Source organism: Sedimentibacter sp. zth1 (assembly GCF_017352195.1).
In the GTDB taxonomy this organism is placed as follows: domain Bacteria; phylum Bacillota; class Clostridia; order Tissierellales; family Sedimentibacteraceae; genus UBA1535.
This window is the reverse complement of sequence record NZ_CP071445.1, coordinates 1,782,167-1,797,876: the sequence shown is the minus strand read 5'-3', so window position 1 is coordinate 1,797,876 and position 15,710 is coordinate 1,782,167. Positions and strand designations below refer to the sequence as shown.

Annotated in this window: 10 protein-coding genes, 2 pseudogenes and 1 riboswitch; of the genes and pseudogenes, 11 read left to right on the top strand and 1 reads right to left on the bottom strand. The window is 31.5% G+C overall.

The window, feature by feature from the left end; all coding sequences use genetic code 11:
• The first annotated feature begins 28 nt into the window (after positions 1–28).
• The 11 genes and pseudogenes from JYG23_RS08920 (at position 29) to thiW (ending at position 14,487) form a co-directional block, all read left to right on the top strand.
• The gene (locus JYG23_RS08920) at positions 29–499 is read left to right on the top strand and encodes a hypothetical protein (protein WP_207238046.1); all 471 of its coding nucleotides are present in this window, start codon (positions 29–31) and stop codon (positions 497–499) included.
• A gap of 363 nt (positions 500–862) precedes the next feature.
• Positions 863–976: pseudogene (locus tag JYG23_RS15160) on the top strand (hypothetical protein); the annotation flags it as partial.
• Positions 977–1,198: 222 nt separating this feature from the next.
• Positions 1,199–3,340 (top strand): RHS repeat-associated core domain-containing protein, encoded by a 2,142-nt coding sequence (locus JYG23_RS14875; protein ID WP_242631550.1) that lies wholly within the window; start codon positions 1,199–1,201, stop codon positions 3,338–3,340.
• Positions 3,337–3,882, top strand: coding sequence for a hypothetical protein (locus JYG23_RS08910; protein WP_207235307.1), 546 nt, complete (start codon positions 3,337–3,339; stop codon positions 3,880–3,882). The genes JYG23_RS14875 and JYG23_RS08910 overlap by 4 nt, the downstream gene beginning before the upstream one ends.
• Positions 3,883–3,978: 96 nt before the next feature.
• Positions 3,979–8,154, top strand: coding sequence for an RHS repeat protein (locus tag JYG23_RS08905; protein WP_207235305.1), 4,176 nt, complete (start codon positions 3,979–3,981; stop codon positions 8,152–8,154).
• A 16-nt stretch (positions 8,155–8,170) separates the two neighbouring features.
• Entirely contained in the window at positions 8,171–8,719 is a 549-nt protein-coding gene (locus tag JYG23_RS08900; protein WP_207235304.1) for a hypothetical protein, read from the top strand.
• Positions 8,720–8,910: 191 nt separating this feature from the next.
• Positions 8,911–8,964 (top strand): annotated as a pseudogene (locus JYG23_RS15155) (hypothetical protein); the annotation flags it as partial.
• Positions 8,965–8,991: 27 nt separating this feature from the next.
• A complete protein-coding gene (locus JYG23_RS08895; RefSeq protein ID WP_242631549.1) occupies positions 8,992–11,571 on the top strand; it encodes an RHS repeat-associated core domain-containing protein in 2,580 nt (859 codons plus the stop codon).
• Positions 11,572–11,590: 19 nt separating this feature from the next.
• Complete coding sequence (locus JYG23_RS08890; protein WP_207235303.1) at positions 11,591–12,250, top strand: hypothetical protein; 660 nt, start codon at positions 11,591–11,593, stop codon at positions 12,248–12,250.
• A 66-nt stretch (positions 12,251–12,316) separates the two neighbouring features.
• Positions 12,317–12,414: riboswitch (TPP riboswitch) on the top strand.
• 131 nt (positions 12,415–12,545) lie between these two features.
• On the top strand, positions 12,546–13,853 hold the full coding sequence (thiC, locus tag JYG23_RS08885; RefSeq protein WP_207235302.1) for a phosphomethylpyrimidine synthase ThiC: 1,308 nt from the start codon (positions 12,546–12,548) through the stop codon (positions 13,851–13,853).
• Positions 13,854–13,980: 127 nt separating this feature from the next.
• Positions 13,981–14,487, top strand: coding sequence for an energy coupling factor transporter S component ThiW (thiW, locus tag JYG23_RS08880; protein ID WP_207235300.1), 507 nt, complete (start codon positions 13,981–13,983; stop codon positions 14,485–14,487).
• Between the two features lie 125 nt (positions 14,488–14,612).
• Here the strand turns inward: thiW and JYG23_RS08875 are convergent, their stop codons facing one another.
• The gene (locus JYG23_RS08875) at positions 14,613–15,527 is read right to left on the bottom strand and encodes a helix-turn-helix domain-containing protein (RefSeq protein ID WP_207235296.1); all 915 of its coding nucleotides are present in this window, start codon (positions 15,525–15,527) and stop codon (positions 14,613–14,615) included.
• Positions 15,528–15,710: the final 183 nt, after the last annotated feature.

The window sequence follows — 15,710 nt, the reverse complement described above, 5'->3', positions numbered from 1 at the left end:
AATAATTAAATAGGAGAGTTTTTTATAAATGTATAACAAAGAAAACTTAGAGAGCATAAAGAATATAGAGAGCAAAGAATTTAAAGAAAAAAAGTTAAATTTTTTGTGCGAAAATTTAGAGTTGAATAATATTTTTGATTTTAGAGTATCAAGTGTTGATGAAGGTGGTGTGCTTACAATAATTGGTGACTTTGATTTATCATATCATCACAGCGTAGAAATTATCTTTAAAGAAACAGAATATATTTCTTGTCCTCTTTCTATTTCAGATGTTTCTTTTAGATTTGCTACTGAGTCTGAAAAAGAAGAACTTCGTGCAAAATGTGATTATGATAGAAGTAATTTAGTAATATGTGTAATAGAAGATATACATTTGCGTAATGTAACTAAAAAACATTTTATTGTCGCAGAAGAAATAGAATATAGATTTGGTACTGTATTTCATTATAAAAGAGAAAATCTTAAAGAGGGAGAAAGAATTGCAGAATGGGTTAAATAGATACAAATTAGTAAGATTATGAAATGCAAAGAAAATGGTGGGACTGTACAACTACATAAATTTATAACTACTGTATATACTTGGGATAGTAGACTGTGAACCAACATTATATAATGGTCCTGTAAATAATTTCTTATATACCTAATAAAAGAAAAATTATATATAAATTTGTACTTAAATGAGGACGTAAATTTATGCTGAATAAATAATTTTGGCAAAATATTTACGTCTTTATTTTTTATTGAATGCTAGATTATGGGTAACCTTGTAAAAACAATAGATGCAAAAAATAATATATCACTAATAAAATATGACCTAGCAGGAAGAAAAGTTGCAGAGGTTTCATCTAATATATAAGGATATATAGTAGAAAAAACAATAGACCCTAAGGGAAACATATCAGAAAAAACATACGACGAAGTAGGACGTCTATATAGTGTAAAAACTGAAGATAAAACAACAAAATATACCTACTATACAAATGGGAACAGAAAAAGTATAATATATCCAGAAGGAACAAAAGAAGAGTATACATATTACAAGGATAACAAAGTTCATATACTTAAGAATCTAAAATCAGATGGAACAGTTCTACAAAGCTATACATATACCTATGATGTAGCAGAGAACCAAACATCAAAGACAGCAAGTGATGGAACAACAATATATGAATACGACAGCCTAAACAGGCTTGAAAAAGTGACAGAGCCAAACGGCAAGATAACAAGCTATAGCTTTGATAAAGCAGGTAACAGAAAAACAGAGATAGTGATAGTAGGAGAAAACCTAACAGGCACAAGCTATATATACAATGAACAAAACAGGCTGATATCCTCAGAAACAAAGCTATCAGATAAAAAGACAGAAAAAACAATATATGAGTATGATAATAACGGTAACTTAAAAAGTAAAACAAAAAGCATCATGACAATTACAGATGCAAATACACCTACTGACATACAGAACATGCCAAGCTTTGAACTTGAGATTATCAGAAGTACAGACAAAGGTTCAGGATCACAAGATTTAACCCTATATAGCTACGACAATTTCAATCGTCTGATAATGTTAAAAGAAGGCAGTACAACAAGTACATACAATTACAATGCACAGGATTATAGAGTAGAAAAGACAGTTGGAAACAATACAACACTTTATCTTTACGAGGCTGATAAGGTTATACTTGAAACAGATAGTACAGGCAATCAACTAGCAAAGAATGTATATGGTACAACTCTATTATATCGATTAGTAGAGGAAAATGGCACATCACCAGAAGAAGAATACTACTATATGTACAATGCTCATGGAGATGTTACAGCACTTATATCACCAAACGGAGAAGTTAAAGGAACATATGATTATGACGCATTTGGTAATATAATAAGCAAAACAGGGGATGTAAATAATAACATAACCTATGCAGGATATCAGTATGACAAGGAAACTGACCTATATTATGTAAATGCAAGATACTATGATAGTAAGATAGCAAGGTTTATTACTGAGGATACCTATACAGGAAATCCAAATGATCCGTTAAGTCTTAACTTGTATACATATTGTGTTAATAATCCTATTAGGTATTGGGATCCTTCAGGGTATTATGTGTCGCCAACGGATCAGGCGAATCTGACAGCTTCTCAAATTAAGCAGTTAGAGCAACTTACAAAAGACTGGAATGCCGCCAATGCAGCAGGAAATATAGCAGCTATGAAAGCTGCCAATGAAGCGGCCAATGCCATCCGAACTTCTGCTGGTTACTCAGGTGGCGGTAACGGCAATTCGATCATTGTAAGTAGCGGCAATACCACAAAAACCGTGATTGTCAACGATACAACAACAGTAAGCAACAGTGGTACAATCGTTACGGTGAACGTATTGACTGGCGCTACCTCTGCAATAACTAACAGCGGTACGATTGGAACGGTAAACAACAGCGGCACTATCAATTACATAAGTAACATCAGTAGCGGCACTGTTGGCACAATCAATAATAGTGGTAGTATCAGTTACATATACAATACTGGCACGATTGCAAACATAAGTAATATCGTCAACGGCAGTATTGGCACAATTACCAATATTAATACCATTGGTAACATAAGTACAGGGAAAAGCACTTCTAACATTAATAATACTGGCGTTGTCAGCAATATATTTACTGGCTCAAATAGTATTGTAAAGGTTAATAATACTGGCATTATCAACAGGATTTATGTTGGCAGCGGTGGAAAACTCAATGGTACTAATGATGGGTTTGTTGTAAACATATCTGGTGGCACTAGTTATATGCTCACGAATCAATGGATAGATTCCTCAGCAAAGACATTACTCTTAATTCAGAATCAGTTTATCTTAAACTACCTACTGACAAAGGATGAGCAGAACGCAGGTGTTGGCGCTTCAAGAATAGGCGGAAAGCTGTATCGTGACATTTCTACGCCAGTTGAAAATGCACTCTTAAGAGACGTGGGAGATTTTGAATCACACAGTGGGAAAAATTTTTGGTTTAGGTCTAAAGTTGGCAACGAAGGGGTTTGGAACCTAAAATATCGTGAGGGTGATGTCAATCATTGGGAGCAGACTCTTGGCATACCATTCTGGGGCTATAGCACGCAAATGGTTCTTAATGGAAAGTTAGTGACAGTCGAACAAGTTGGAAATATAACATATGGCTACCTTGCGGCAGCAGCCGGCATGAGCCAATCATGGATGAAGTTTGGTTCTTCGGTCAACCATTTTTTAAAACATGGTTTTAAAAATTGGGACAATGAAAAAGCTGATAAATTGCTTTTTGAATTAGGAATAAACTGGTACAATGAGGGGGTTATAAAATGAGTATAATCAAAAAAAGTGTAATTAGTTCTGTTTCGATAGTTGTACTAATAGTTATAGCAATTATAGTTCTGTTGGTTATTTATGAGGGAGGTTTTTTCTTATTGGCTCCAAGTTACAACAAAATGGATAAGTTCTTAAAATCAAATATTGCTGAATTATCATATGTTGCTGACGTTCTTTCTGAACTAGATTATGACGCTATAGTCATTCAAAAGGATCCCCTTCATGAGGAAGATAAATACAACATGACCGTCAATATCGGTATGGTCTATGAGACCATATCGATCCCCAACGAATTGGTTAGCCACATAGAAATTTTGTATAAAAGTGGGGTTGATGTTATTGCAAGTAGTCGCGATTCTATTAACTTTACAATGTGGTCAATCATGGATGAAAGTCGCGGCATAATATATTCCAGGATAGGCGAAAAACCTGATGGAGAACAACTAATTGAAGTGAAGCAACTGTCAAAGAGAAACTGGTTTTATTATGTGCACAACTTTGAAAAGGCGAAAGTGCGTAATCCCCATCTTTTCCAGTAACACAGTCACAGTCGCCTTGGGATTTTCTCTAAGGGGCTGTATCACATTTAGGGACGTACCTTTTATGTGAGAGATACATTTAAGGACGTATATATTATGCAAAATAAACAATTAAGCATGATATATACGTCCTTACTTTGTAATCTCATAAAGCTTGTCGATACAAAAAATAACACATCACTAGTTAAATATGACCTAGCAGGAAGAAAAGTTGCAGAGGTTTCACCTAAAAATGTAGTTGGTACAGACATAAACTCAATGGAAAGAACAGAGTATACATATGATTTAATGAGCAGAATCAAGACAAAAGCTGTCGTATTTAAAAAGTGGAATATGAATAACATAACATATAACTGGACAAAGGACTTGACAAGAGTCGTTATTGCAGCATATGAATATGATATACTTGGCAATATAACAAAAAAACTTGATGCAATGGGATTTGCAGCTGGAACAGGTATTACTGATGATGAAAAAATATATACAGGTTATGGAACAACAAATACATATACATTATCAGGACAACTAGAAACTACAAAAGACGCTGAATCAAAGAACAATAACCTACCATACTTTGTAAAATATGAATACAACGGACTTGGACAAAAAGTAAAAGAGACATACAGTGATGAAACAGAAATATCATATACATATAATGGCACAGGAAACCTATTGAGTAGTTATGTTAACGGAAAACAAAAAGGTAGTGCAAAATATGATTTACTAGGAAGAGTTACAGAAACAAAAGATGGTATGGGTAATATTACAATAACAAAATGGAATGCTTTTGATAAAGTAGCATATGTTAAAACTCCAGATGATTATAACACTAAATCAGATCCTCATCCATCAAAAACAACTGCTTTTCAATATGATGAATCAGGAAACCTTATGTATTCAATAGATAGCCTTGAAAAGATAAATGAATATACCTATGATTTTCTAAATAGACAAACATCAAATACTACACGCAATGAAGCATCAAGTGAAAGAATAACCGTATCATATGGTTATGATGCAAATGGTAACAAAACATATGAAACAGATGGAAATGGTAATACAATAAATTACACATATAACGAGCTAAATCAGCTAAAATCAGCATCAATTAATGTTAGTGGGAAAAATAAGACAACAACATATACATATGATGCTAACGGTAACAAGATAAGTGAAACCGACTATCAAGGCAATACAACTCAATATGTGTACGATGGAATAAACAGACTAGTAGAGACTATAGATGCAACAGGAACAGTTATAGGACAAATGGAATATAACAATGCAAATGCACAGATACGAGTATATGATGCATTACATAATGTAACAGAATATGGCTATGATAAAAACCTTCGTCAGACATATATAGAAGATGGAGAAGGTCATATAACAAGACAAAGTTATGATAACAGAGGTAACGTTGCAACCAAGACAGATGGAAGATACAATATTACAACATACAGATATGATGCAGAAAATAGACTTAAAAGCGTAATAAATCCATTAGGTGAAACAACCACATATACATATGACAATAATGGCAATATGCTTACCCAGACAGACGGAAACGGAAACGTAACAACCTATGTATATAACGCAATGAATAAGCTTAGAAAGAAAATAGATCCTAATGGAATAAATAATGCGAGCAAAACAGAAAGCTATAAATATAGAGCAGATGGTTTGCTCAAAAGCAAGGTAGATAGAAACAGAAAAAAAACAACCTATACCTATGATATATTTGGTAGATTACTTTGTGAAAATGCAGATGGTGAGATAAAAAGCTATACCTATGACAATAACGGGAATCTACTCACAATGACAGACAATACGGGTACAACAACAAGAACATATGATGAGCAAAACAGAGTAACAACTAAGACAGTACCAGTTATAGGACAAACAATATATCAATATGATATACCTAGCAATATATCAGGATATATAGTAGAAAAAACAACTGACCCTAAGGGAAATATATCAGAAAAGACATATGACAAGGTAGGACGTTTATATAGTGTAAAAACTGGAGATAAAATAACAAAATATGACTACTATACAAATGGGAACAGAAAAAGTATAATATATCCAGAAGGAACAAAAGAAACATATACATATTACAAGGATAACAAAGTTCATATACTTAAGAATATAAAATCAGATGGAACAGTTCTACAAAGCTACACATATACCTATGATGCAGCAGAGAACCAAACATCAAAGACAACAAGTGATGGAACAACAATATATGAATACGACAGCCTAAACAGGCTTGAAAAAGTGACAGAGCCAAACGGCAAGATAACAAGCTATAGCTTTGATAAAGCAGGTAACAGAAAAACAGAGATAGTGATAGTAGGAGAAAACCTAACAGGCACAAGCTATATATACAATGAACAAAACAGGCTGATATCCTCAGAAACAAAGCTATCAGATAAAAAGACAGAAAAAACAATATATGAGTATGATAATAACGGTAACTTAAAAAGTAAAACAAAAAGCATCATGACAATTACAGATGCAAATACACCTACTGACATACAGAACATGCCAAGCTTTGAACTTGAGATTATCAGAAGTACAGACAAAGGTTCAGGATCACAAGATTTAACCCTATATAGCTACGACAATTTCAATCGTCTGATAATGTTAAAAGAAGGCAGTACAACAAGTACATACAATTACAATGCACAGGATTATAGAGTAGAAAAGACAGTTGGAAACAATACAACACTTTATCTTTACGAGGCTGATAAGGTTATACTTGAAACAGATAGTACAGGCAATCAACTAGCAAAGAATGTATATGGTACAACTCTATTATATCGATTAGTAGAGGAAAATGGCACATCACCAGAAGAAGAATACTACTATATGTACAATGCTCATGGAGATGTTACAGCACTTATATCACCAAACGGAGAAGTTAAAGGAACATATGATTATGACGCATTTGGTAATATTATAAGTCAAACAGGGGATGTAAATAATAACATAACCTATGCAGGATATCAGTATGACAAGGAAACTGACCTATATTATGTAAATGCAAGATACTATGATAGTAAGATAGCAAGGTTTATAACAGAGGATAGTTATAGGGGTAATGCAAATGATCCGTTGAGCTTGAATGTATATACATATTGCCATAATGAACCAATAATGTACACTGACCCTACTGGACATTGGGAAAAGGGGGACAGTGAATTATCAGATGTAGCGCAAATAAAAATAATTGAATTAACAGATGCATATTTTAAAGCTACAACAGAGGAGGAACGAGAACGAATTCAGGCTGCAGCTAATTCTATAAGAGAAGAGGATAAAAAAAATGCAAATAAGTCAACTCTTATAACTATGAATAAAAGATTTTACCAAGCTGTAGATATAGAATATAATATTTCTGATTATGAATACATTGAAAAAGATCAATGGGAAAGAATTAGAAAATTAAAAGTTTTAGAAAATTATAACAAAGAAGTTCCAGGTAAACATTCAAACAATACATTAGAAAAAATAGGTATGTTTATTGGTGCTAATGGATTTAAATCACTTGATCAATTAAGAAAAAATGGAGTAGGTTGGGCTAATTGGGACAATGAATTGTATGATAATATTAACAAAAGATTAAAGTATAGTAATAATGTAATACCTGTTTCATCAATACTTGATTATGAAATTATCAGTGAAGAAGTAAAGAGGCTTCAGGGGAAATATAGAACCACTCATACAACAACGGAAGCAATGCCTTGGAACAAACCAATATATGAAACACTTGAGCCATTATATAATGAATACAGCTACTATGTAGAAGATGAACATCGATTATTAAATATATTTTTTAATAGTTTGGAGCCTGGATTGATAGCAGGATTACAAGCTTCTTTGTTAATGGATATAGGTAGTAATGCTATTGGAAGCGGGGTATATAGCGACTTAGCCAAACAAGCTACTAACATACCAAATTCAACAGAAGTAGTTTTAGGAAAATATTGCCAAGATGGAATTTCTTATGTAAAAATAGCTAGGCAAAGGGGTGCAACATATTTTGAACTTAAAAACTGGGACAATATAGTTGACGTGGTTGGGAAAAATAATATGTGGAAAATTAATGAAAAATTCCTATTGCAACAATTAGAGCAAGGAAAAAGCTTTATTTTATCACATAGTCCGTATAATGCAACTGGTTATTATGTAAAAGAAGTTAAGTTTTTATTAGATAAAGGATTTAAGTTTATTAAAGATGGGCAAATTTGGAGAGCAATAAAATAAAAAGGAGAAATTTAAATTGTATAATAAGGATTTTGTAGTAGCTAAAGAAATTTTTATTAAATATGGTGGTAGCCATTTTCATATGATTCGTGAAGGAGAATATGAATTTTATAAAACTTTAAATGTTTCGAAATTATTGGAATACGAATGGCTTAAGGAAATGCAACTGAGTTTAGCAAGAAAAATAAACGAGGCATTAAATAATAAATTACTTGCTGAAAATATAGAAAGATACGGGGATATTTCTGTTAGTATGAAAGAAAATGAAGCTATACAATTTATGATAGATCAATTAATTCAGAAAAAGAAGTTTCTGGATACAAATACTATTTTAAGAATTATTAATGCTATTCTTGATACGTTAAAATCTCTAAGTTTAAATTTATATAAGAAAATAGATATACAAAACGAGATGATAAAAGTATTGAAAGAAATATCTAATAAGCCTATTATTGTTTCAGACGATTACAAAGAAGATGGAAAGTTGCCAGATTATTTATCTAAAGAAAAACTTGAAATGAGTATACAAAATATGATTAGCTATTTAGAAATGAAAATTCAATAAAAATTTATTTATTAAGTTAATTATGTTTCAGTTGGGACAGAGAAATTCTTAACTAAATAAAAAGAATGAGGGTGTTAAAAACTATTGCTTTAATAGCTTTTAATACCCTCATTTGTATAACAAGCTAAATTAGCTAATATCAGGATAATAAATGTTAATGAAAAAATAAAAAAACAACCTATACCTATGATATATTTGGTAGATTACTTAGTGAAAATGCAGATGGTGAGTTAAAAAGCTATACCTATGACAATAACGGGAATTTACTTACAATGACAGATTCTACAGGTACAACTACAAGAGTATATGATGAGCAAAATAGAGTAACAGCTAAGACAGTACCAGTGATAGGACAAACAATATATCAGTATGATATACCTAGCAATATATCAGGATATATAGTAGAAAAAACAACAGACCCTAAGGGGAATATATCAGAAAAAACATACGACGAAGTAGGACGTTTATATAGTGTAAAAACTGGAGATAAAATAACAAAATATACCTACTATACAAATGGGAACAGAAAAAGTATAATATATCCAGAAGGAACAAAAGAAACATATACATATTACAAGGATAATAAAGTTAAAAAACTTAGAAACCTAAAATCAGATGGAACAGTTCTACAAAGCTATACATATACCTATGATGCAGCAGAGAACCAAACATCAAAGACAACAAATGATGGAACAACAATATATGAATACGACAGCCTAAACAGGCTTGAAAAAGTAACAGAGCCAAATGGTAAGATAACAAGCTATAGCTTTGATAAAGCAGGTAATAGAAAAACAGAAATAGTGGCAGCAGGAGAAAACCTAACAGGCACAAGCTATATATACAATGAACAAAACAGGCTGATATCCGCAGAAACAAAGCTATCAGATAAAAAGACAGAAAAAACAATATATAAATATGACAATAACGGTAACTTAAAAAGTAAAATAAAAAGCACCATGAAAATTACAGATGCAAATACACCTACTGACATACAAAACATGCCAAGTTTTGGACTTGAAATTGTCAAAAACACAGACCAAGGAACAGGCTCAAACGATGTTACATTATACAGTTATGACAATTTCAATCGTCTTGTAATGTTAAAAGAAGGCAGTACAACAAGCACATACAATTACAATGCAGAGGATTATAGGGTAGAAAAGACAGTTGAAAACAATACAACACTTTATCTTTACGAGGCTGATAAGGTTATACTTGAAACAGATAGTACAGGCAATCAACTAGCAAAGAATGTATATGGTACAACTCTACTATATCGATTAGTAGAGGAAAATGGTACATCAGAAGAATACTACTATATGTACAATGCTCACGGAGATGTTACAGCACTTATATCACCAAACGGAGAAGTTAAAGGTACATATGACTATGATGCATTTGGTAATATAATAAGTCAAACAGGGGATGTAAATAACAACATAACCTATGCAGGATATCAGTATGACAAGGAAACAGACCTATATTATCTAAATGCAAGATACTATGATAGTAAGATAGCAAGGTTTATAACAGAGGATACATACACAGGAAATCCAAATGACCCACTTAGCTTGAATGTATACACATATTGCCATAATGAACCAATAATGTACACTGACCCTACTGGACATTGGGAAGAGGGCGACAGTGATAGGTCAGATGAAGCACAAGCACAGATAGTTGAAGCTACTAATGAATATATAGAGGCAAAAAAACGCGGAGATACTGAGGCTATGGAGGCTGCACATCAAAAGGCGGAAGATGCAAGGGGTGGCAATATATACAGAAACAAATCATTAACAAAAAAAGAGTTGAGAGAAAAAATAGCATCTGTAACTAGTAGCAAGTATGTAAGTAGTGCTGCTGTACAAGACTTAAATCAATCAAATATTGCGTTTATTACAAAGAAACCAACTAATGGAACAGAAATTTCTATGCAAGAGGAATTTCTGAAAAGTATAAATAATGTTAGACTAAACTCAAATATTTCAGATCCTAATCTCAATCGTACTTTGTTTAAAAATATTGGTTCACTTAATACATTAGCACAGTGTTACAGTGTTAACAAAAATATTGATACTAATTGGCTGTTATGTATGTATATTAGGCAATTTAATTCTGCTTATTGCATAAATAAGTGGGATCTAGCTGGAGGAAAAATAGATTATGATTTTATAAATTATGTTGAAACACAAAATCCTAAAGTTGCTGAATACTTCAAACATGCAAGTGATGGCAATAGTATGTTTATAACAGATGCTGACTATAATAAAATAGAAATAACACATTTAGCTGCTACATTAACTGGATTAATTTATAAATCAAATTTGAATGATGGTTACAACACAAAAACAAAATTAGCTTCTAAGTTTATGCCCGAATATCATATAGATGATTTGTCAGGCTGGGCAGGAGATTTACAAACACTTATGCTTGAAATAAAAGTTAAAACATCAAATTCAAATAATAGTATTGAAATAAGCAATGAATTTAACAAACTTATTGGTAATGATAATTCTAGTTTTTCTATGACTGATTTATATGCAGATGTTGATGCAGTTAATATATACCAAAAAATTAATCCATCAACATCAATAGCTCTGTTGATGAAAAAATTTTATAATCAAATACCGAATTCAAGATTTAGATTTACTAATTTTGTAACAAATCTAGTTGGTTCTGATAATAGAAATTCTTTTAGGGAAAAGGTAAATAAATATACAAATGATAGTTATTATGGAATTGGATGGCCTTTGTTAAAAGGTGAAAAGTTTACATATAATCAAAGCATTACTATAAGAAATAATTATATTAATTTTATCTTTAATATGTTGGAGAATGAAAAATAGATGGAAGGTGTGATATATATTGAGGCTAAATAAAAAAATCATAGGAAAAATCTTAATAATAATACTAATTGTTTTGTTTATTCTGGCTGTAATATTCTATTTTTGTCTAAAGTATTCAATTGAGCATATGTTTGATGAAGATATTAATACAAGAAAAGAAATTATACAAACTGACTTAGGTGATAGCTTTTTGATTGAGTATGCAATTCATAATTTTCCTAGAATTACGACATTTATTTCATTTAAGAATTCCAATAATGAAAAACAACTTGAAAGTAGAACAATTCGAGGTGAGTTTGAAAAACAAAGCATTCAAACTATATTAGATACAGAAAATATTAGATGTTATTTAATTTATAATACATTTTTGTTTAAGATTGGTAATAAATATGGGGCGATAGATATAGATGATATTGATTTAATTGATATAGATGATAATATTTATCCAGAAAGAAAATCTTCATTTAAACAAGTAGCAAAAGCGTTGGTTGCTACGAAGGATTGGAGATGGATAAAGGTGTGTGCCGAATTTCTAATAAAAGAGGGCGATGAAGATATGAAACAAGCAATTGAAAGGTACGCATTTGGCAAATTCACGCCTGAAGAACTTGAAATTAACAAGGGCAATGAAATAACGGAAGATGATATGATATATTTTTCAATAGAGTTACTTGAATAAAATAGATGCTGTAATCAATTGACAATGTTTGACTTATGAGATACAATGAACTTGTAAAAATAAAATAAAGATTTGCAGGGGAACTAATTTAGTTGAGAAGGATAAAACCTGACCCTTAGAACCTGTCAGTTAATACTGTCGTAGGGAGCCAAAACATATAGCTTTGTGATGTTAATCCTCCTGTAAAACAGTGAGGATTTTTTTATGCCATAACCCATTTCTCATAGAGAAATAGTTGATAGGTTAAAAGCAATGGTAGGTCAGAAAGTTTGTCTGCAAATAGGAAGGTGAAAAAATGAGAAATTATAAAACACAAATGGAAGCGGCTAAAAAAGGTATAATTACACCTGAAATGGAATTGGTTGCAAAGAAAGAAAATGTTGATGTTCAGTATATATTAAAAGAGGTAGCTTGTGGTGAAATATGTATACCTGCAAATATTAATCACAAATCATTGTCTGCTGAAGGAATCGGAAAAGGATTAAGAACAAAAATCAATGTTAATCTTGGAATTTCAGGAGATTTAATGGATTATGAACTAGAAATGAAAAAAGCTAAGCTAGCTGTAGAGCATGGCTGTGCTGCTATAATGGATTTGAGTAACTACGGAAAGACAAATAAATTTAGAAAAGAATTGATAGAATTTTCTCCAGCTGTGATAGGTACAGTTCCTATGTATGATGCTGTAGGATATCTTGAAAAGGATTTGCTTGATATTACTGCAAAGGATTTTTTAAGAGTTGTAGAAGCACATGCAAAGGAAGGTGTAGACTTTTTAACTATACATGCAGGTATTAATAAAAGAGCTATAGAAGCTTTTAAAAGACAAAAAAGATTGACAAATATAGTATCAAGAGGTGGATCATTGCTATTTGCATGGATGGAAATGACAGGAAATGAGAATCCTTTCTATGAGTTCTATGATGAAGTTCTTGATATATTGAGAGAATATGATGTGACAATAAGTATAGGTGATGCTCTAAGACCAGGCTGTATAAACGACAGTACAGATGCTGGACAAATAGCTGAACTTATAGAAATAGGGAATTTAACAAAACGTGCATGGGAAAAAGATGTTCAGGTTCTAGTAGAGGGACCGGGACATGTTGCAATGAATGAAATAGCTGCAAACATGCAATTAGAGAAAAAGCTTTGCTATAACGCACCATTTTATGTATTAGGACCTATAGTAACTGATATTGCACCGGGCTATGACCATATAACATCAGCTATTGGAGGAGCAATTGCAGCTGCAAACGGTGCAGACTTCTTATGCTATGTAACACCTGCTGAACATTTGAGATTACCTGACTTAAATGATGTTAAAGAAGGTATAATTGCTTCAAAAATAGCGGCACATGCGGCAGATATAGCAAAAGGAATACCAGGTGCAAAAGAAATAGACTATAAAATGAGTGATGCAAGAAGAAGAGTAGACTGGGATGATATGTTCGAATGTGCTCTTGATAAAGAAAAAGCAAAAGAATACTATGAAAGTGCAAAACCTTCTGAAAAACATACATGTACTATGTGTGGAAAAATGTGTGCTATGAGAACAACAAACAAAATCTTATCTGGTGAAAAAGTAGAGATTAAAAACTGAAAATAATAAAAACATTATACATAAATTTAATATTATAAAATGATTTCAAAATTATCATTAGCTTAATAACAGAATTCATAATGATAATTAGAGAAAAATTTAATATTTACTTAGAAAGGATTATGTAATGAAAAAAATTAGTACAAAGAAATTAGCCTTTGCAGGCGTGTTATGTGCTGTTGCTGTTGTATGCTCTCCTTTTTCTATTCCTTTTGGAGCATCTAAATGCTTTCCAGTACAGCATTTTGTAAATATTATAGGGGGAGTTTTTTTAGGCCCTGTATACAATGTAATTGTGGCATTTGTAACAAGTCTTATCAGAAATCTCCTTGGTACAGGCTCTTTGTTAGCTTTCCCTGGTAGTATGTGTGGTGCACTTTTGTGTGGATTGATGTATAAATATTTTAAAAATTTACCTTTGGTATATCTGGGTGAACTTATTGGAACATCTATTATTGGTGGGATATTAGCATATCCTGTAGCTACTTTAATAATGGGAAAAGAAGCATCATTATTTTTATATGTTATACCATTTTTTATAAGCACATTTGGCGGAACAATTATAGGTGCTTTGCTTGTTACAGCACTTAAGAAAACTAAAGCATTGGATAAAGTTTTTTTGGTTAGCAGATAGTTTATAACATTATTGTTAGTATTAAATATAAACCAACAAATATAGTTTTTAAATCGACAAAAGCACAGGAATGGCTAATTCCTGTGCTTTTTAGAGTGAAAATAATTTAACATATATTAAAAATTTTATAGAAAAGGCATGATACCCTTAATACCGCTAATTCCATGCTTTTTTACCAATATGCTTGCAATTTCATGAAGTTCATCCTCATCATCTATATATGGTGCTACTGTAGTTACAAAATGTATATTATCATCTTTAGCAGCTTTTAAAGCTAATTCAGCAACATCATCACTATCCATGTAGCATGCAATTTTTATGATTTTATCAAATTCATTTAAATTATACATCTTTTTTGCATAATCACTTACAGTATCTTCATCTAAAAAGCATGCAATAGCTTCTATATTTATCTTATCACTATATTTGTTTACAATAGTATCTAATCCATCCTCAGTCATGAAAGGTGCTAAACTCACTACAATTTTAGTATTTACATTGTCGGCGTCTAAAAGACCAATAGCTAATTCGTCAATATCATCTTCATCAAGAAATGGAGCTATGGATAGTACATCTTCTAATGTAGCTGTATCTATGCAATTTTTAATTAAAGTATATAGAAAATCCTCATCCAAGTTTGGTGCTATTGCAACTATGTCTTCAAATTTAAAATTTTCATTGCTACTTTCAATTACTTTATCAACTATTTTTTCAGTTTGATTAGGCTTTAATATAGGTGCAATATCATTGATTTCATCTAATGAAACTTCATTTTCTTTTATGTATTCTTCCTCTGTTCCGCCAATTACATTTTTAATAATGGTAGATGATTTTTCATCATTTAACAAATCATCTATACTTATACCTAAAATTCTAGATAAATCAGATAATTTTGAAATGTCTGGCATTGAGTTTCCTCTTTCCCAATTGCTTACCGCCTGATAGCTTACTCCTAGTAAATCAGCAAGCTCCATTTGTGTTATATTTTTTTCCTTTCTTAGTTCAAATATTTTTCTACCTACTGTTTTTGTTTGAAACATAAATTATCTCCTCGTGTTATTATTTACTCTATCGATAAAGCATTAACTTATAGTAAAAGACTACCACAATGTGTAAAAAAATTAAAGCAAGCAATGCTTTAGTTTCATAAAAATCCACTCAAGTGTTAGTTGAGTTGTGTAAATTCAAACATATTTACTTGATATAGAGTGTAAAAAATATTT

What these genes read in the sequence shown, in the direction of transcription:
- JYG23_RS08920 (WP_207238046.1), top strand. Translation starts at nt 29, where the DNA reads ATGTATAACAAAGAAAACTTAGAGAGCATAAAGAATATAGAGAGCAAA.
- JYG23_RS08910 (WP_207235307.1), top strand. Translation starts at nt 3,337, where the DNA reads ATGAGTATAATCAAAAAAAGTGTAATTAGTTCTGTTTCGATAGTTGTA.
- JYG23_RS08905 (WP_207235305.1), top strand. Translation starts at nt 3,979, where the DNA reads ATGCAAAATAAACAATTAAGCATGATATATACGTCCTTACTTTGTAAT.
- JYG23_RS08895 (WP_242631549.1), top strand. Translation starts at nt 8,992, where the DNA reads ATGACAGATTCTACAGGTACAACTACAAGAGTATATGATGAGCAAAAT.
- thiC (WP_207235302.1), top strand. Translation starts at nt 12,546, where the DNA reads ATGAGAAATTATAAAACACAAATGGAAGCGGCTAAAAAAGGTATAATT.
- thiW (WP_207235300.1), top strand. Translation starts at nt 13,981, where the DNA reads ATGAAAAAAATTAGTACAAAGAAATTAGCCTTTGCAGGCGTGTTATGT.
- JYG23_RS08875 (WP_207235296.1), bottom strand. Translation starts at nt 15,527, where the DNA reads ATGTTTCAAACAAAAACAGTAGGTAGAAAAATATTTGAACTAAGAAAG.